20 protein-coding genes are annotated in these 19,252 nt (G+C 31.1%); 16 read left to right on the forward strand and 4 right to left on the reverse strand.

Annotated features, from left to right (window positions below):
• Positions 1–525: 525 nt before the first annotated feature.
• From IRZ83_RS16980 to IRZ83_RS17040, 13 genes are all read left to right on the forward strand, one after another.
• Positions 526–1,368 carry a toxin-antitoxin system YwqK family antitoxin gene (locus IRZ83_RS16980; RefSeq protein WP_194570448.1) on the forward strand — a complete coding sequence of 281 codons (843 nt, stop codon included), beginning with the start codon at positions 526–528 and terminating at the stop codon, positions 1,366–1,368.
• On the forward strand, positions 1,368–2,579 hold the full coding sequence (locus IRZ83_RS16985) for a hypothetical protein (protein ID WP_194570449.1): 1,212 nt from the start codon (positions 1,368–1,370) through the stop codon (positions 2,577–2,579). The genes IRZ83_RS16980 and IRZ83_RS16985 overlap by 1 nt, the downstream gene beginning before the upstream one ends.
• Positions 2,554–2,898, forward strand: coding sequence for a hypothetical protein (locus tag IRZ83_RS16990; protein WP_029273360.1), 345 nt, complete (start codon positions 2,554–2,556; stop codon positions 2,896–2,898). The genes IRZ83_RS16985 and IRZ83_RS16990 overlap by 26 nt, the downstream gene beginning before the upstream one ends.
• Positions 2,879–3,376, forward strand: a complete 498-nt coding sequence (locus IRZ83_RS16995; protein WP_029273359.1) for a type II secretion system protein J — start codon at positions 2,879–2,881, stop codon at positions 3,374–3,376. Before IRZ83_RS16990 ends, IRZ83_RS16995 begins: the two co-directional genes overlap by 20 nt.
• Positions 3,376–4,497 (forward strand): type II secretion system F family protein, encoded by a 1,122-nt coding sequence (locus tag IRZ83_RS17000; RefSeq protein ID WP_194570450.1) that lies wholly within the window; start codon positions 3,376–3,378, stop codon positions 4,495–4,497. The genes IRZ83_RS16995 and IRZ83_RS17000 overlap by 1 nt, the downstream gene beginning before the upstream one ends.
• 35 nt (positions 4,498–4,532) lie before the next feature.
• Entirely contained in the window at positions 4,533–4,967 is a 435-nt protein-coding gene (locus IRZ83_RS17005; protein ID WP_029273357.1) for a type IV pilin protein, read from the forward strand.
• A gap of 25 nt (positions 4,968–4,992) precedes the next feature.
• Positions 4,993–5,451, forward strand: a complete 459-nt coding sequence (locus IRZ83_RS19645; RefSeq protein WP_410505351.1) for a prepilin peptidase — start codon at positions 4,993–4,995, stop codon at positions 5,449–5,451.
• Complete coding sequence (locus tag IRZ83_RS17015; RefSeq protein ID WP_029273355.1) at positions 5,451–6,857, forward strand: GspE/PulE family protein; 1,407 nt, start codon at positions 5,451–5,453, stop codon at positions 6,855–6,857. The genes IRZ83_RS19645 and IRZ83_RS17015 overlap by 1 nt, the downstream gene beginning before the upstream one ends.
• A 4-nt stretch (positions 6,858–6,861) precedes the next feature.
• Positions 6,862–8,766, forward strand: a complete 1,905-nt coding sequence (locus IRZ83_RS17020) for a type II secretion system protein GspD (protein ID WP_029273354.1) — start codon at positions 6,862–6,864, stop codon at positions 8,764–8,766.
• Complete coding sequence (locus IRZ83_RS17025; RefSeq protein ID WP_194570451.1) at positions 8,766–9,950, forward strand: hypothetical protein; 1,185 nt, start codon at positions 8,766–8,768, stop codon at positions 9,948–9,950. The genes IRZ83_RS17020 and IRZ83_RS17025 overlap by 1 nt, the downstream gene beginning before the upstream one ends.
• A 103-nt stretch (positions 9,951–10,053) precedes the next feature.
• Positions 10,054–10,467, forward strand: coding sequence for a hypothetical protein (locus IRZ83_RS17030; protein WP_194570452.1), 414 nt, complete (start codon positions 10,054–10,056; stop codon positions 10,465–10,467).
• On the forward strand, positions 10,451–11,404 hold the full coding sequence (locus IRZ83_RS17035) for a hypothetical protein (protein ID WP_194570453.1): 954 nt from the start codon (positions 10,451–10,453) through the stop codon (positions 11,402–11,404). Before IRZ83_RS17030 ends, IRZ83_RS17035 begins: the two co-directional genes overlap by 17 nt.
• A gap of 2 nt (positions 11,405–11,406) precedes the next feature.
• A complete protein-coding gene (locus tag IRZ83_RS17040) occupies positions 11,407–11,913 on the forward strand; it encodes a hypothetical protein (protein ID WP_194570454.1) in 507 nt (168 codons plus the stop codon).
• Between the two features lie 125 nt (positions 11,914–12,038).
• Here IRZ83_RS17040 and IRZ83_RS17045 read toward each other — a convergent pair whose 3' ends face one another.
• Together IRZ83_RS17045 and IRZ83_RS17050 are read right to left on the reverse strand one after the other, a co-directional pair.
• A complete protein-coding gene (locus tag IRZ83_RS17045) occupies positions 12,039–12,344 on the reverse strand; it encodes a hypothetical protein (protein ID WP_194570455.1) in 306 nt (101 codons plus the stop codon).
• A 307-nt stretch (positions 12,345–12,651) separates the two neighbouring features.
• On the reverse strand, positions 12,652–13,365 hold the full coding sequence (locus tag IRZ83_RS17050) for a Two component regulator three Y domain protein (RefSeq protein WP_194570456.1): 714 nt from the start codon (positions 13,363–13,365) through the stop codon (positions 12,652–12,654).
• A gap of 179 nt (positions 13,366–13,544) precedes the next feature.
• Between IRZ83_RS17050 and IRZ83_RS17055 the strand changes: the two genes are divergently transcribed.
• Positions 13,545–14,033 (forward strand): DUF1761 domain-containing protein, encoded by a 489-nt coding sequence (locus IRZ83_RS17055; protein ID WP_029273347.1) that lies wholly within the window; start codon positions 13,545–13,547, stop codon positions 14,031–14,033.
• 117 nt (positions 14,034–14,150) lie between these two features.
• The gene (locus tag IRZ83_RS17060; protein ID WP_029273346.1) at positions 14,151–15,296 is read left to right on the forward strand and encodes a GNAT family N-acetyltransferase; all 1,146 of its coding nucleotides are present in this window, start codon (positions 14,151–14,153) and stop codon (positions 15,294–15,296) included.
• Between the two features lie 20 nt (positions 15,297–15,316).
• On the opposite strand, the gene IRZ83_RS17065 is transcribed toward IRZ83_RS17060, so the two are convergent.
• Complete coding sequence (locus tag IRZ83_RS17065; RefSeq protein WP_194570457.1) at positions 15,317–16,186, reverse strand: diacylglycerol/lipid kinase family protein; 870 nt, start codon at positions 16,184–16,186, stop codon at positions 15,317–15,319.
• A 62-nt stretch (positions 16,187–16,248) separates the two neighbouring features.
• On the opposite strand from IRZ83_RS17065, the gene IRZ83_RS17070 reads away from it, so the two are divergent.
• On the forward strand, positions 16,249–17,211 hold the full coding sequence (locus IRZ83_RS17070) for an App1 family protein (RefSeq protein ID WP_029273344.1): 963 nt from the start codon (positions 16,249–16,251) through the stop codon (positions 17,209–17,211).
• 113 nt (positions 17,212–17,324) lie between these two features.
• Here IRZ83_RS17070 and IRZ83_RS17075 read toward each other — a convergent pair whose 3' ends face one another.
• Positions 17,325–19,238, reverse strand: coding sequence for an ABC-F family ATP-binding cassette domain-containing protein (locus tag IRZ83_RS17075; RefSeq protein WP_194570458.1), 1,914 nt, complete (start codon positions 19,236–19,238; stop codon positions 17,325–17,327).
• Positions 19,239–19,252 lie beyond the last annotated feature (14 nt).

Genomic DNA, 19,252 nt, shown 5'->3' on the forward strand with positions numbered 1-19,252 from the left:
AAACATCATTAAACCCAATAAACAAAAGAACTTCCAAGCAATATTAAAACCTTTAAAAATACATTTTTAGGCGCTTTTTGACATTTAAAAGTTAATTAAATGAAGTTTTTTTTAATCTACATGTGTTAATCAATATTCAAAAGAAATAAATTAAGAAGTAAGAATTCCCTACTCCATTTAATAAAAAATTAGTCCTATCAAACGTACAAATTATTTTTCTATGAAAACAAAAAAATATCTTTCTGCTGTTTATAAAATTCCGCTACATCATATTCTATACCCTATTATATTCTTTTTGCATTGCGTTATTTTCTTTGCTGAAATTTATTTAGTTATGATGAGAAATTATCAGAAATAAATTTTCATGAAAAAAAACCAAAATGAGGAAAGCCGTAAACAAATTAAATAAATATAAAATACTTTTGTTCAGCAAAATAACTTAGGTGTAAAGAGTACTGCCAGAAATAAAGAGCTGCGGTATTTAGTAAAAAGTATATTGTTCACATTTAAAATTAAAACTTTCCATTGAAAACATTCATAATACCACGTTATATTTTAGCCTTTTTTGCGCTCGCATTAGTTTCGTTTGGTGATCCTTATGCGATCAAACGAATTTCTGATAAAGAGTTCAGATATGAATTTTACACAACAGACAAAAAAATAACGCCTAAAACCACAAAAACATATTACTGGTTTAAAGGCGGTCTTATTCATGAAGCGCAAGGAGGTATCGCAGGAGATTTGCTTGATGACAAGTTTACTAAAATGTTTCACAGCAACCAATTGGCAGAACAAGGGCAATTTAAAAATGGTTTGCGTGTAGGCAAGTGGAAAACCTGGCACCAAAACGGTGTTATCGCTACTACTCTATCTTACAGCAATGGTTTACGATCTGGAAAGTATTTTAGATATAATGAAAGCGGTCAATTAGTTGAAAACGGAAAATTCAGTTCTGATCTTAAAACTGGAAAATGGACCAATAACGAGACCAAAGAAATACTTACTTACAAAAGAGGCGTAATTGTTAAGAAAAAAGAAACTTTTACCAAATCTGAAAAATACAGAATCAAGCACGACAGCATCAGATTACAAAATGCTCAAGAAATGCAAAAAGAATTAGACGCAACATCTGACGCCGCTAAACTTGTTGCATATAAAGCAAAAACAAAAGAAGAAAAAACTGCAGCCAAAGAAAAGGCCAAGGCAGAAAAGGAGAAAGAATCAATAAATAAAAAAGCAAATAAGACAGCAAAAAAGGAAGCCAAAGAACGAGCAAAACAACAAGCTAAAAATGAGCCTAAAAAAGATTCAAAAATTGAAGCGTTCTTTAAAAATCTTTTTAAAAAGAAGGATAAAACTCAACAGTAATGGTTAAGGCGCACAGTTTGTTATATGCCATTTACATTTGTTTGATTGTATCTATTATTTGTGGAGCACTGCTTTATTTTTCAAATTTGTACAATCAGCTTAATTTGTATTATAATCTTCAGGAAGAACTTTATATTCAAAATCAATCGGTTATAAACTTTGCTTTGGGTAACAAAATGGTTTCTGAAGAAATTGAAAAGGATGAAGATTCAGGCATTGAAGGCAGTTATGAAACAAAATCCTATGGATTACTTACACTTGTGTTGGCGCAATCCTATATTTCAAATGACACGGTGTCTTCGGTACATTTTGCCGGAGCACATCATCTTGATAAAAATGCTGTTTATTTAACTGATTTTTCAAAACCACTATTCTATTCGGGAACAGTAAAATTGGTTGGAAATAATCAATTGCCGAGTACTTTTATTGAAACTTCCTACATCAACAATGATCTAAGTAAACTTTCAGCAGAAGGAAAAATTACAATTTCAGAAAAGCATTTACCTGAAATCAATCCTGAATTCAAAAAAATGTTTCAGGGATTGAAATCAGAAAAAGCAAAACTTTCTAATGTCGAGAAACCTCAAGATTCTTTATATTATAATTCCTTTTTTAACAGCACAAAAGAGATTCAGGTAGGATCAAATTTAGCTAATGTAATTTTTAAAGGAAACTTTATTTTAAGATCTGAAGATTCGATTCGCGTAAAAAAAAGTACAGTGCTTGAAGATGTTATTATAATAGCGCCGAAAATAACTTTTGAAACCGGTTTTAAAGGAACTGTACAAGTATTTGCTACAAAGGGAATTGAACTTGAAGAAAAAGTAATTTTAAATTATCCGTCTGTAATTTGCATTTATAATGAAAGTTCAGAGGAATCAAAAATTAAAATAAAAAAAGAATGCAGGATAAGTGGTGCTGTTGTTTTATTTGGCAATACAGATAACCTTATTGATAAGAATTCAATAGAAATAGATGAAGATGGATTGGTTTTTGGCGATCTGTACTGCTCTGGAAAATTAATGCTTAAAAGTGATGTTTATGGTTCTGTTTACACCAATCGCTTCTTTCTTAAAACTGAAGCATCTAACTATGAAAATTTGATCCAAAATATTGAAATTAACGTCTTAAAACGTCCAGATTATTACGTTTCGATTCCATTGTTTAACACTCAAAAAACAACTTATGGTATTATCAAAAAGGTATTATAAAGTCCCAGCCAATTCTATATTAGAATCGGTTATTGCTTTAACAATAATTTCGATTTGCCTGTATTTTGCAGTAATGATCTTTGCATCGGTTTACACGCCAAAAACATCTGCTAAATTTTACAGCACTCAAAATAAAGTCAATGAACTTTTTTATTTACAGCAAATAAAAAGTGACTCGCTAAATACTGAAAGTGACAACGAAAATCTGCTGATAGAAGAAGAAACAATTAATGATGATTTAAAAAAAATATCAATACAATATAAAGACAGTTCGCAATTTAAATTTCAAAAAAGTTTTTATGTTCAAAATCCAAAATAGCTCAAAATCAGTACCCGCTTTCTCAATAATCGAAGCAGTAGTAGGTATGGCTATAACGGCAATTATTATGGGTGTCTTGTTTGTTATTTTTTCGATTATTACAGGAAGAATGTTGGATTTTAAAAATCAAAATCAATTGGTAAATGATTTAAACAGATTGACATACAGTATAAACAAAGATATTTTTGAGAAAGAAAAAATGACGGTTTTAGAAAGTGAAATTAATTTTAATGGATACAGTGGCGAAAGCGTTTCTTATCAGTTTTCAGAAGATTATATTTTGAGAACCAGCGAAACCTTTGTCGATACGTTCCAAATCAAATTAAATAGAATATTGATTGATACGGTAAAAAGCAAATCACAGCAGTTTGTATTTCAGAAATTGAAATTAAGCATCGAATCAAATGAAAAAGAGCTGGATTTACGATTTTACAAAAGAGTTTATCCTAATGAATTATTGCAAACGATAAAAAAATAATGAGTTTTGATTTAACCACATATAAAGCCCCAAAAGCAGAAAAACAGGATTTCAAAATTGAAACCGGTTCTTTTCAGTTCTCTAAAAAACTTTCTGATAAAAAAAAGGAAATTTTTTATAGAGAGCTTGGCATGCTTTTAAGATCGGGTGTTGATTTTAAAAAAGCGCTGGAAATTCTGAGCAATCAATCTGCTAATAAATTCGAGAAAGAACTGATTCTTCAAATTAAGGAAAAAGTAGTCGAAGGAAGAAGTATTTACGAATCGATGCGAGAAAGCAATCAATTTTCAGCGTATGAATATTACAGTATTCAAATTGGTGAAGAAACCAGAAAATTAGAAGAAGTTTTAGGTGAATTGCAAAAGTACTTCAACCGAAAAATTCAGATGAAAAGGCAAATTATATCAGTTATGACTTATCCAACGATTGTTATGCTGGTAACGATTTTGGTTCTTTATTTTATGCTGAACAAAGTAGTTCCGATGTTTAGCTCGGTCTTTAAACAATTTGGAAGTGAATTGCCAAAAAGCACACAGATTATCCTGAAAATATCAAATCATTCTGGATTAATTTTTTCTGTTTTAATTGGAGTAATAATGGGTTTAATAGCCATTCATATGCTTTTAAAAGAAAAGGATAGCTATAGATCGTTTACGACAAAAATGATTTTAAAAATCCCATATTTTGGAAATTTAATTCGAAAAATATACATCTCTCGTTTTTGTCAAGCGATGAATTTATTGATCACGTCTCGAACAACTTTAATAAATTCATTATCACTAACTGCAAAAATGATTAGTTTTTATCCGATCGAAATTGCTATTCATCAGATAAAGGAAGACATTACAAGAGGAGCTTCTCTGCACGAAAGTTTAAAGAAACACAGTGTATTCGAAAACAAGATGGTTTCAATGGTAGAAGTTGCAGAGCAGGTCAATCAGCTGGAAACAATGTTTGAAAGATTAACGGAGCAATACAACGAAGAAATTAGTCACCAGACCAAGATGATTGGTGTCATTTTAGAACCCATGATTATCATTGTGATTGGCGCAATTGTCGGGGTTATTATGGTGTCTATGTATGCCCCAATGTTCGATTTAAGTAAGATTATAAACAAATAGCATGAATATCAATAACAAAGAAAAAAATCACATACATGTTAAATAAGATTGAAAAATACCACAAATTAAACCAAAAGCTTAAAGTTAAAGCGTACTCTTTGACAGAAATCTTAATCGTTTTATGCATCATCGGCATATTGCTTTTGATGGTTTTGCCAAATCAAACTTCAGTAATTGGTCAAGCAAAAGCTATTGAAGCGCAAGCGATGCTTAATCAAGTGTATGGACTTGAAAAAAGTTATTTCTATAGACATTCGAAATACTCTGGCAGTTTAGAAGAAATTGGTTTTGAACAAGAAAAAACAGTTGATGAAGGAGGTCAGGCAGTTTACAAAATTGAAATTTTAGAAGCTTCAAATGATTCTTTTTCAGCTAGAGCAACAGCCACATCTGATTTAGACAGTGACGGCAGTTTTAATACATGGGAGATCGACAGTAAAAAAATATTAACAGAAGTAACAAAAGAATAAATTGAAAATAGCCCCAGCAATTTTGTTGCTATGTTTGATCGTAATTTTTATTCAGGACTGGAAATACCGCAAAATTCATATTGTATTGCCAATATTAATTTTCAGTTTATCCATCTTAATAATCTCGATAAAAAACTATGATTGGGTTAAAATTATAGCTTTTAACCTGAGTTTTTTTCTAATTACATTAAGCATTTTAACAACATACATGAGTCTGAAATCTAAAAAATTTCTAAATCCTTTCCAGCATTATTTTGGATTGGGTGACTTGCTATTTTATGCAGCGATTACGCCTTTGTTTCTATTAAAGAATTACATTTTGTTTTTTATTTTATCCATGATATTTGCCATTCTTCTTCAATTTGGATTAAAGAAATTTATTAAAGAAGAAACGGTTCCACTGGCTGGATTTTCATCTTTGTTTTTATTCATTATGCTACTGAAAGACCATTATTTGTTTTTTCAAAAAATCACTTTACTATAATGACACAAGATATCGTAATCGTTTCTGAAGTACAGCACATGGTCACTAATGATCTTGCAAATCAATATCGAATATTACCAAAATCTTTTTTCGAAAACACTCTGGAATTATATGTTGATGATTCGAATAATAATGAAGACGCAAAAGATGAACTTGAACTTTTTCTAGGAAAAAATATTGTTTTTCATCCCGTAGATGCTTCTGAAATAGAAAAAGCATTATCTATTTATTATAGAAAAGAAAGAGCCTTAAGCTCAAACAAATCATTGAATGTAGACAAAGGTGATTTTCTGGAAAATTTATTAACAGAAGCAAAATCATTAAAATGCAGTGATATTCATTTTGAGGTTTATGAAGATTCATCCCGCATTCGATTTAGAATTGACGGTCAGTTAATTGAGCGCTACAAAATTGAGCGCGAAAATTATCTTGAATTAGTGAATAAGGTAAAAATTAAAGCAAAACTAAATATTACCGAGAAAAGATTGCCACAAGACGGTAGAATTACCAATGAATCTTTTGATATCAGGGTTTCTATTCTGCCCACTTTATTTGGAGAAAAAATAGTGATGCGTCTTTTAGGCCAGGATGCTTCTAATATAGATTTGAATACTTTAGGCCTGCAAAAAGAAGAACTGGAAAGTTATTTAGAAGCGGTTAAAAAACCTAATGGCATTATCTTGATAAGCGGTCCAACGGGTTCTGGAAAAACCACTACCCTATACGCCACTTTAAGACTTTTAAACGATAGCCGAAGAAACATTGTTACGGTCGAAGACCCGATAGAATATACTTTAAAAGGTATTAATCAGGTACAGCTAAAAGAAGATATTGGATTAACTTTTTCATCTGCCTTAAAATCATTTTTACGTCAGGATCCTGATGTAATTATGCTTGGAGAAATTCGTGATTCTGAAACTGCTTTAATGGCAATTCGTGCTTCATTGACTGGGCATTTGGTGCTGTCCACGATACATACAAATTCGGCAATTGGTACGATTTCAAGGCTGATAGATATGGGAGTTCCTTCTTATTTAATTGCAGAAACTCTTAATCTGTCTGTTGCACAGCGATTAGTTCGAAAACTTTGTGATAACTGCAAAAAAGAAACCAACTGTAATCCAAAAGATTTTCCGCTGAATTTTAAATTCCCTTATGAAATAACTTCTTACAACAAACCTGTTGGCTGTAATAAATGTTTTCATACCGGATACAAAGGTAGAACAGCTATCTATGAAATTTTAAATATTGACAATGTGATTACAGAAGCAATTAAAAATAATACGATTACAAAATTATACAGTAATGACAAAAATTATAAATCATTGCCAGAAAAAGCATTTGAGATTTTAGCCAAAGGAGAAACATCTCTAGAAGAAATATATTCAATTTTAATAAACATATAAACAAATGCTTAAACAAGTTGTTTGCGTACTAGTTGCGTTATTTTTCACTAATATCATTGTGGCGCAACAGGATATTACTGAATTAAGTAGAAAATTTGACGAATTGTCGATACAAAAAAAAGGGCTAAATGAAACTATGAAAATTGATGTTTCTGGACTTACGCTTCATGATTTTATTTCGTCAATTGCAGAAGAACATCAACTAAATGTAGATGTTGATATTGATATGAATCAGCCTGTTGCTAATAACTTTTTTGATGTAACTGTAAAAGATGTTTTTATACATCTTGTTCAAAAATATGATCTTGAAGTTTCGTTTATGAACAACATTATCATCTTCAAAAAAAGAAAAATTATTGCTGTTATAGAAAAAAAACAGCCTAAGGTTATTGATGTAAGTTATAATCCGCAAAATGATTTTTTATCTGTAAGATTGGAAAATGATACTTTATCGGCCGTTGTAAAAGCCATTATTGATAAATCTGGCAAGAATCTAATCTTAGCGCAGGATGTAAAAAACATTAGAGTTTCATCTTATATTTTAAATCGACCGTTTGATCAGGTAATTGAAATGATGTCAAAATCAAATGATTTAGCAGCAACTAAAGACGATAATGGTTTATATTTCATACAAAAAAGCACGGCTGCAAATGCCAGCATACAAAGTACAACTACAAAAGCAAAACAGCCAAAAGTAAGCCTGGGAGTTCCAGGATTTTACGAAGTAAATATTAATAAACAAGGCTTTTTACAAGTGAATGCTTATATCGCTGACGCATCTGATTTATTGACAGAAGCAGCTGAAAAACTTCACATTAATTACTTTTTATACAACAAGCCTGAAAACGAGAAAACAACTCTTTCTGCCGACAATATTACATTTGATGAACTTTTAGCACACATCTTTAAAGGAAAAAAATATACTTTTAAGAAGCAAGGCAACTTATATTTAATTGGAGAAGAAGCCACAGAAGGTTTGAGAGTAACTGAATTAATTCAGCTCGAAAACAGATCTATTGAATCTATTATTTCTACATTGCCTAAAGTGTTTTCTGAAAAGTTAGAAATAAAAGAGTTCGTAGAATTGAACGGATTAATTGTTTCGGGTTCACGTTCTATTCTTGAAGAATTAAAAATCTACATAAAGCAAATTGACAAGGTAGTGCCAATGGTACAAATTGAGGTTATCATTGTTCAGTATAACAAATCGTATGATATTCAAACCGGCATGAAAGCTGGTTTAGACAAAATAAATTCTGTCAAAACCGGAGGCGTTTTATTTCCAAATGCTGATGTAAGTTTAAACGGGTCTTCTGTAAACAGCTTGATAGATGCTTTTAATGGTTTTGGCCTTTTTAAACTCGGAAAAGTAACAGAATCTTTTTATCTTAATTTAAAACTTCTTGAAAACAACTCTGTTTTAAAAATAGAATCTACTCCTAAAATTGCCACAATAAGCGGACACGAAGCCAAATTATCTATTGGAGAAACCAGTTATTATTTTGAACAAAACAATAGATTGATAAACAGCAATATTGGTAATGACATCTTGAATTCAGGAACTTGGAAATCTACTGATGCTAATTTGAGTGTTTCTATTAAACCATATGTATCTACAGATGAGAATGTAACCTTAACAATTGCTGTAGAAAAAAGTTCTTTCTTGGCCAGAGTTGGTGAAGATGCACCTCCAGGAAAAGCAACTCAAAAATTTGAATCTTTAGTAAGAGTAAAAAATGGTGAAATGATTTTACTTGGCGGTTTAGATGAATTAAAGAAAGAAAATTCAGGAACTGGCACACCGCTAATCTCTAGAATTCCAATTATAAAATGGTTTTTCAGCAGCAGAAAGAAAGGAAAAAGCGATTCGAAGCTTCATATTTTTATTAAACCAACCGTTATTTATTAATGTTAGCTACTTTATCTAAATTCATAAAACTGAATGACATAAATGTCGTTGGAGTAATCAAAAAAGAAGATTATGAAATATATAACTTGCTTACTATAAAAAAGAAAGCAAACAAGATTTCTATTGTATCAAAACAAAGTTTTGAAAGCTTTGAAGAACTGAGCAAAACAGCCGATAAAAAGACGCCACTTTTGATTGTGATTGAAGGAAAAGGAGTTTTAAATAAAGAAATTAATTTTGAAAACGAAGCTGATGTAAACTGGCAAAAGAACATCGATTACAACGCCATTTACTATACCGATTTAAAAGGATTAAAATCGAATTTCATCAGTTTTTGCAGAAAAAATATTGTTGAAGAAATTATATCAAAATTTCAAAAAAACGGTTTCCAAATTGTCGATGTTTATATCGGTTCGTTTTTGGCAGCGTTGTTGAATAATGTGCTGAAAAAACTAATCTTATTTTCTAATGATCTGCGTTTAGAATTTGAAAATGATAAAATTTTAAGTTTTGCAAAGCAAAATGAAACTAAAAAAACAGAGTACAAAATTGGAGAAGAAAATGTTTCAAGTACTTTTTTACCTTTATATGGAGCTATTATTCACTTTTTTATAAAGCCAAAAGAGGTTTCAAAAACCATCAATCCAACTTTAAGCAGTGAAGAATTAATTTATAAAAAATCTTTTGAATTTTTAGGTGCTGCTATTTTGATTGGTTTTCTTATTTCATTAATGGCTAGCTATTTTATGATTCAATATTATGGCACAAAAAATTCAGAACTCAATCTGCAGACCGTATATTCAAATCAGTCTTATCAGCTCATATTAGATTTAGAAGCGCAGAAAGAAAAAAAATTAAACATTCTAAAAGAGTCAGGCGTTTTATCATCCAAATTTCTTTCGTATTACGGCTATGAACTTATAAAGACTGTTCCGGCAAATATCTCTTTAAATGAGTTAAATATTATTCCATTAAAAGAAGAGTATAAAGAAAATAAAAAAGCTTTTTTTGAGAGCAAAATTATCATAATCAAAGGTGAGACATTTCAGGAATCATCGTTTAATAATTGGCTTGAAGGCTTAAAAAAAATGGACTGGGTTCAGCGTTTTGAAATTATCAGTTTAAAAAAGGACAAGAAAAATAAATCAATATTTGAAATAAAAATAACCCTGAAAAATGTTTGAAAATTATTCATATAAACAAAAATTTTTTGCATTGATAGTGCTCTTTTGTATACTGTCGATTACAGCATATAAAAGATCCTTTCATACTTTATTTGATGTTGTTATGGAATACAGAACATTATCAAAAAAAGCAAATGACATTAATAAAAAGGCCAAAAATACCGATGGCTTAACAAAAGACATCACTTATCTGGACAAGATTATCGGAAAAGAAGGAGTTACCAAAGAAATGGTACAGCAAGGAATCGTAAGTTTTGCTTCTGAAAATTCTCCTGAAGTTTCAATAAGCGACTTAAAACCTATACATGACTTTCCTGAAGATGACTATCATATTATTACAAACCAGCTGGATGTTACAGGAAACAGCAATCAGCTTTTGAATCTGGCTTATAATTTCGAAAAGAAATTTAATCTGTCAAGAATAGTAAGCATGAATTTTTACACTACAAAAAAGAACAACAAATCTGAAGTTTTACATTTAAAAATGATTTTCCAAAACTATGAAAACAATAAATAAACTTATACTAATTGCCTTAGCAATCCTTACCTATTCTTGCGAAGACATTCTTGAAGAAGACATCAGCGACGATACTGTTCAAATTATTTCTCCAATAAACAATGCTGTTATTGAGAGTAATGTAGCAAGTTTTAAATGGAACACTTTGAAGGGTGCCGATAAATACCGCATTCAGGTATACGAATCAGATCAGGTTTTAATATTAGATTCCTTAACTACAAAAACTAGCATTACATTGCCTTTGAGTTCGGGAAAATATGTTTGGAGAGTAAGAGGAGAAAATTATGCCTATGAATCTGTTTACTCATTTCCCTCGAATTTTTCGACCTCAATCCCAAATGATTTAACCAATCAGCAAGTTATTTTGTCAAGTCCTGATAATGAAAAATTTTTGAATTTTATTGCTGTTACCTTAAATTGGCAAGCATTAAAAAATGCAACAAGCTATAGTGTTAAAGTTGTAAACACAGCAACCAGCCAAGAAGTATATTCTAAAACTGATTTGACAACTACGACAGTGACGCTTGATTTGACTGCTTTAGCAGATGGGAATTATGAATGGAGACTAAAAGCCAAAAACACTGACAGTGAAACAAAGCAGTATTCAGCACGTAAATTTAATATTGATACAACACCTCCAAATCAGCCAAAAAACACTTCGCCAGCAGATAATTCAACGCAAACTGCCAATACGAATGTTGCTTATACTTGGAGCATTGCAACAGATACTGGAAATGCAAAATCACCAATTTCTTATATTGTAGAATTTGCCAGCGATGCTGATTTCAGTACAATTGTGCAGACTCAAAACAGTAATACTGTAACTTTACAACAATCTTTTTCAGCAACAGGTGTATATTATTGGAGGGTTAGAGCTGTTGATGAAGCAGGAAATATTGGTACAAACAGTGCAGGATTTAAGTTTACGGTTAATTAAATATGGCTAAAAAGAAAATAAATATAATTTTAATTATAGTCGTTCTTGGGCTTTGGGGAACTGTTGGGTATAGGGCAATCAATCGTCAATTTTCTAGCAGTGAAATGATTCTTGAAAAAGAGAATCAGCATGGCAATACAACTATAAATCAAATTAATAAAGACACTTTTAAACTAGAAAAAATAAACCGAGATCCGTTTTTAAATAAAGAATTTCAAACTGCTGTTGCAGTTCCTAGAAAAATCCTTTCTCATAGTTATTATAAGCCTGTAAAAAAAGCTGTTACACCAACTGCGCCAAAATCAGATCCAAACCTTCACTGGCCTGCCCTAACTTATTACGGATACATTGGTTCTAAAAATGAAGAATTAGTTTTGCTGAAAATAGATTCAAAAGTTTGTAAGCTTAAAGTCAACGATCCTATAAACGGATTAATTGTTAAAAAGAGATATAAAGATTCTATTGAAGTTTCTTTTAATACACAAACTAAAATGATTCGTTTGAAGTAATAAAATTTAAACAAAATACAAAAAGCTTCAGAGAAATCTGGAGCTTTTTTTATAGTAGTTAGGACATAAAAAAAGACCGTTCAAACAGAACGGTCTTTTTTTATATTTCTATGTTTTATAAGCAATTACGCCATAAACAAAGCATATTTATTATAATTGTATAAAACTTGATCATACGGTACTAAAGGCAACGAGACTTTTTCAGAAGAAGCATTGAATTTTATTCCGTTATGTTTTCTGAATAAATAGATTTCTTTTAAGCAATTAGATAAACTTTGGTGAATTGAAGTTGTAAAAGTCGGCAGCTGCTTATCGCCTACCAGCAAATCTATTTGATAATTAGAACTGCTTTTAGAGAGGTTATTCCCTATGATTCTTAATGTAAACGTTGTCGCTTTTCCGTATTGTTCACCTTGATATTGTATTATCATAATTTTTATTATTAAAAAGGTTAATTATTCTTGCACTGCTTCAGCTATGTTGAATTCCATATTAAAGTTATGAAAAAAAAGTAAGTTGTTACAAAAACCGATATTAAATTATCAATATGGCACAAAGTTAGCATAAATTATATTTTTAGGAAATCTTTTTTTTGGCTGAATTATTCTCATTCTCATCTAAATATCAAAATATTAGAAGTAAAAAACCCGTAACGGATTACGTTACGGGTTTTAAACAATTAACTAAATATATTTAATCAACTTTTTTAACGATTGTAAAACTCATTCATAAGGACGATTAATTTTCTGTAACAATTGTGGTTCCTTTTTCTACATTAATTTCTAATAAAAACGGATTTCCATTTTCATCAAACATTGTCATATTTAAAGGGTCTAACAAAGCTAAATTTTTCGAAACTGTTCCTGTAAATTTATTATAAGAAAGATTCATTTCTGATAAATGATGTAATTTTTCAAGTTCATTCGGAATCATGCCTTCAAAATTATTATCAAATAAACTTAAGTTTTCTAAAGAACTGCAATTCTTAATTTCATTACTTAAATTGCCTGATAACTTATTGTTGTTCAATAACAAGATTTTTAAAGTTGTAATCTTATAAATCGAACTTGGCAATTGCCCTTGGATTTCATTATCAAACAACGAAAGAACCTCCAACTGTTTCAGTTTGCCAATATTTACAGGCAATTCTCCTTTCAGTTTATTTTTATGCAAATCAATTTCGACTAAATTTACTAAGTCAGCAAGTTCGTCAGGCAAGTTTCCTTCTAAATTATTATCCGACAGATCGATCGCTATAACTTTATTATTTTCAGTCTTTACTCCGTACCATGTAGATACAGAAAGAGATAAATCCCACTTTTTCTTCCACTTTGCACCATTTGTCGCATAGTATAATTTTACAAGAGCATCTTTCTCTTTATCAGAAACAGTATCTGCGAAAGTTTGAAAAGTACAAACAATCGCTAAAAATAACGTGGCTAAGATTTTCATAACAGATTTGGGTTTTGTTATTCATTGGCAAAATTACGTATTTCAGTGCTATAATGCACCTTATGTCGATAAACTGTTGATAAATAAATAATTAACATACTTTATACTACTTTCATTAAAAAATTGAATTTGATAATTTTTGTTTAAATTTGACCAACTAATTCTAAAAACCTCATATTATGGAAATTAACTTTATTGCATTGCTGCTTGCAGGTATTGTCACATTGGTAGTGGGTTTCATTTGGTACAATCCCAAAGTCTTTGGAACGATCTGGATGAAAGAGAACAATCTGACTCAAGAACAACTTAGGACAGGAAATATGCTGAAAATCTTCGGGTTAACGTATATTTTTTCTTTAATGATTACAATGACTTTAATGTCATTAACAATTCATCAGTCTGGAGCAGTCGGAATGGTTGGCGGACCACCATTAATAGACAGTGCCAAACCATCATTTGCGGCATTTATGGCTGATTACGGACAAGCATATCGTACTTTTAAGCACGGAGCACTTCATGGTTTTATGTCAGGTTTATTTTTTGCTTTTCCAGTAATTGGAATTAACGGACTGTTCGAAAGAAAATCTTGGAAATATATATTAATTCATGCCGGATTCTGGATTGTAACCTTAACCTTAATGGGAGGCATCATCTGTGGATTTGCATAAATTATAAAAAATGAAACCCGTTTGAAAACTAAATTCAAGCGGGTTTTCTTAATAATAACTTAATCTAACGGAGTTATTATAAATATTACCTAATTTTGACGAAATTAGCTCACACCTTTGACTACAACTTATTCTTTCGAAATATACAATAGCGCATCATCATTGCCTTTAGAATGGAATTCGCTGACTCCAAAAAACATCTTTTTAACTAAAGAATACCTCGAAGTACTTGAAAATTCGTGTCCAGTAAACATGATCTGTCATTTTATTGGAATCTTTGAAGAAGAAAAACTTATCGGAATTGTCTTAACTCAATTTTTATTTGCAGAAAAATTAGAATCTTTTGGAGAACGAGATCAGTGCCTAAAAACTTCTGTCCGCAATTTTGCCTTTAAGAATTTTGCTTCACATGTTTTATTTGTAGGCAATAATATGCTTACGGGTCAAAATGCTTTTGCTTTTGATAAAAGTGTAAAAGAGCCAAAAGCAATTAAGACACTTCATAAAGCTATTAATCAGCTTAAAAAAGATTTGAAAGCTTCTGGAAAAAAAGTTCATATAACAAGTATAAAAGATTTTACAGCAAAAGAAATTGAACCCTTGCAAGCTGAGTTTAAAAACAATTATACATTCTCTACCCAGCCTAATATGATTTTTGAAATCAATGAAAACTGGAAAACAGAGCAAGATTATATTAATGCATTATCAAAAAAATATCGAGACCAATACAAACGCGCCCGCAAGAAATCTGAAGGAATCAAAAAACAAAAAATGTCATTGTCTGATATCAGGCAGTATGAAGATGTGATTTACGAACTCTATTTTCATGTTGCTAAAAATGCACCATTTAATACTTTTTTTCTAGCCAGAAATCATTTTAGTTTTTTTAAAGAAATCATGAAAGACGACTTTTTGCTTTATGGTTATTTTTTAGATGAAAAACTAATTGGCTTTAATACACTCATAAAAAATGGATCTGTAATGGACACTTATTTTCTTGGTTATGACGAAAGTATTCAACGCGATAAAATGCTTTATTTAAACATGTTATACGACATGATTGCGTACTCTATCAATCAAGGTTTCAGAGAAATTGTTTTCGCAAGAACTGCTTTAGAAATTAAAAGTTCTGTTGGTGCAAAACCTGTAAAAATGTACGGTTTAATTACGCATAGCAACGCTCTTATCAATCACAATATTTCTCGCTTTTTCAATTATCTAGAACCTAAAACAGAATGGCAGGAACGAAATCCTTTTAAATAATAACTTTCACAAGTTTAATTTTAAGGAATTGCAATTTTCATTTGCTTATGCAAAATATAAATATCTAAATTACTTTGTGCGCCGCAATATTCTCCGTCAATTTGAAAATTTACCGGATAATCTGTTTTAATGTTTGCTTTATCTGTCGAAATAATAACAACGTCGTCAGAATCAATTGGCATATTACCTGTAATAATTTTTCCGATCAACAATAAATCCAGGTTTTTTAAAATGATCAATTCAAACTTTCCGTCGTTCATTACACCATTTGGGTTGATAACTACGCCAGTTCCGTATTTTTGAGAATTGGCAATTACGATCATTCTTGCCGTATGTTCGACGGTTTCGTTATTAGCCGAAATTGTTGCGACAAAAGGTTCTTCAGATTGATTTAGTGTAGTAAAAGCTTGTAACGCATAACCCCAAAAACCACGCGTATCACTTTCTTCATAATTTTTTACCAAATTAGCATTTAAGCCAATATCACTTAAATGGATACTTTTTTTACCGTTGATGCAAATCATATCCATTTCGATACATTTGTTCGAAAAGGCAATTTTAAGATTTTCTTCAATTGTCGTAGGCAAATTAAGATCGACAGACAATCCGTTTGCTGAACCAGCCGGCAAAATTCCGATGATTACATCGAATTGTTCTACCGCTTCTGCAACCATTTTTATCGTTCCGTCCCCGCCAGCAACTATAATTCGCTCTGGTTGATGTTGATTATAAAGTGATTGTATTTCTTTTATATCACTTTTTCCTTTAGTCTCGTAAACTTCCAAATCAAAATGATTTGTAGTTGCAAACTCTTCGACAGCCTCGATTAAATCTGATTTATCAAGATCTCCGGAAATAGGGTTAACAACAAATATGATATTCTTTTTCAAAATTTTATTTTTAAAACCAATTAAAATAATTAATTTACATGTTATATAAATATACGTAATTAATGAAACCAATACTACAATTATATCGAGGTTATGCCAATGAAGAAGAATTAATTGTAATGGGGCATGTTTTTAAAAGAACATATGATTATGATTTTCAGAAGAAAAACCTAAAAAATGCACGTTCGATAATCAATCAATTTAGAATCAAAACAATCAAAAATTTTGATATATACCTTAAATTAGGCGATGTTGAAATTCACACAAAAACGCTAGACGACGGTTATTTTAAGTTTTGCATTCCGCTTGAAAAAGAAATGAGCTTTGGATGGATGGAGTATGAAGTAAGTTTAAAATACGACTCACAAATCATAACTTCAAAAGGAAGTTTTATCAGACCGCATAAAGGAAACTTAGGAATCATATCTGATATTGATGATACTTTCCTGATTTCTCATACTCGCAATGTCTTCAAAAAAATGTATATTTTACTTTTTAAAAATGTAAATGACAGGAAAATTTTTAAAGATGTCGTGCCTCATTATCAAGCTTTAAGTTCAGCTGGACGAAACAATAAAGAGGAAGAAAATGCTTTTTTTTATGTTTCTAGCAGCGAATGGAATTTGTACCGATTTATTGTAAAATTCACCAAAATACATAAACTGCCCAGAGCGGTTATTTTATTGAAAGATATTAAAAGAGGACTAACCGACTTTTTAATGAGCGGACGCGGTAATCACGATCATAAATTTGATAAAATAAAACATGTTTTGGAGTTTTACCCAAATCTTAAATATGTTTTACTAGGAGATGATTCGCAGCACGATCCGGTTTTGTACGAACGTATCTGCAAAATATTTCCGGTAACGGTAATCGCAGTTTATATCAGGCAAACAGGCAAATCACAAAAAACAGAAGTAAAAACAATCATGAAGAATTTAGAATCGCTTAACGTTTCTGTCTGCTATTTTAAAGACAGCAGTGAAGCGATTATGCATTCTAAATCTATTGGGATTATAAAGTAGTTTTAGGTTTCAGGTTTCAGGTTTCAAGTTTCAGGTTTCAAGTTTCAAGTTTCAAGTTTCAAGTTTCAGGTTTCAATTGTAACGTAAAACTTGAAACCTGAAACAAAAACTAATTAAGCATTGAAATTATCAATTTCTTCCTGAACAATTTCCCAATCTAAAAGTAATTGATCAAGATCATTTTTCTTTTTGTTGTAAGCTGTAAAAAAAGATGCGTCTTCGATATGTTTGTCATAATTAGAAGCTAACAATTTATCATCGTGCTGAATGTCTTTTTCTAATTGTTTGATCTGGCTTTCGACTTTGCTTAGTTTGTTTTGCAATGCCTTTCCTTTTTTCTGATCTTCGTATGAAGCTTTATTTGTTTCTTTTGGCGCTGCCGCTTTTGCCACATCTTTTTTCTCTACTTCGCGCATGTTTTCAAGATTGCGCTGTTCTAAGAAATAGTTGATGTCGCCCAAATATTCTTTAATTTTTTGATCTTTAAATTCGTAAACGATATTAGACATTCCTTGAAGGAAATCTCTATCGTGCGAAACCAATAGCAAAGTTCCGCCAAATTTTTGAAGAGCGGCCTTTAAAACGTTCTTAGATTTAATATCTAAGTGGTTGGTAGGCTCATCCATCAATAAAACGTTTATTGGCTGTAACAATAGCTTACAAAGTGCTAAACGGTTACGCTCACCTCCTGAAAGCACTTTTACTTTCTTCTCTACATCATCTCCACGAAACAAAAATGAACCCAGCATATCACGAACTTTAGAACGGTTCGTGTCCATCGCTGCGTCTTCCATGGTTTGCAACAAGGTAATTTCGCCGTCAAGATATTCTGCCTGGTTTTGCGCAAAATATCCTAACTGTACATTATGTCCTAATTTGATATTTCCTTGGTATTCAAATTCATTTACAATAGCTTTAATAAAAGTTGATTTTCCTTGGCCGTTCTGGCCAACAAACGCAATTTTACTGCCGCGTTCTACCAATAAATCAATATCTTTTAGAATAACTTTATCTCCATATGCTTTTGTAACATGCTCAGCTTCTACCACCACTCTTCCTGGTTCTTTCGAGACTGGAAAAGAAATATTCATTACAGAATTGTCGTCTTCATCAACTTCAATTCGTTCTACTTTATCTAATTTTTTAATCAAGGATTGCGCCATTGAAGCTTTTGAAGCTTTTGCACGGAATTTCTCGATTAATTTTTCTGTTTCCTCAATTTTCTTCGCCTGATTTTTTTGAGTCGCCAATTGTTTTTCGCGAATTTCATGACGTAATTCTAAATATTGAGAATATGGCTTGTTAAAATCGTATGCTTTTCCTAAAGAAATTTCGATTGTACGATTCGTAACATTATCTAAAAACATCTTATCGTGCGATACAATCACTACAACTCCAGGATAATTTCTTAGAAAACTCTCCAGCCAAATGATACTCTCGATATCAAGGTGATTCGTTGGCTCATCCAGAAGCAATACATCATTAGATTGCAATAATAATTTAGCCAATTCAATACGCATTCTCCAACCTCCTGAAAATGTTTCAGTTTGGTTATTAAAAACTTCTCTCTTAAAACCAAGACCTAAAAGAATTTTTTCTGTATCACCCACATAATTGTAACCTCCCAAAAGTTCAAAACGGTGCGTGTAATCAGATAAGTCTTCGATAATCTGTCCGTATTCTTCACTTTCATAATCGGTTCTTGTAACCAATTGATGATTGATTTCTTCTAGCTTTTTTTCTACAACCTTAATTTCAGTAAAGGCTTCATAAGCTTCTTCTAATACAGTTCTTCCGCGTTCAAAATCAATATCCTGACGTAAAAATCCCATCCGGATATCTTTCTCCTGAGAAATAACTCCAGAATCAGGAGCAAAATCTCTTGCTAACATTTTAAGCATTGTAGATTTACCAGCTCCGTTTTTACCAACAAGACCTACACGGTCTCCGGCACCCAAACGAAAAGTAACTTCTTCAAATAAATAAGTTCCTCCAAAAGAAACAGAAAGATTGTGTATATTAAGCATAATTTGTGACTATT

Origin of the sequence: Flavobacterium sp. JLP, assembly GCF_015350755.1 — a bacterium.
GTDB lineage: Bacteria > Bacteroidota > Bacteroidia > Flavobacteriales > Flavobacteriaceae > Flavobacterium.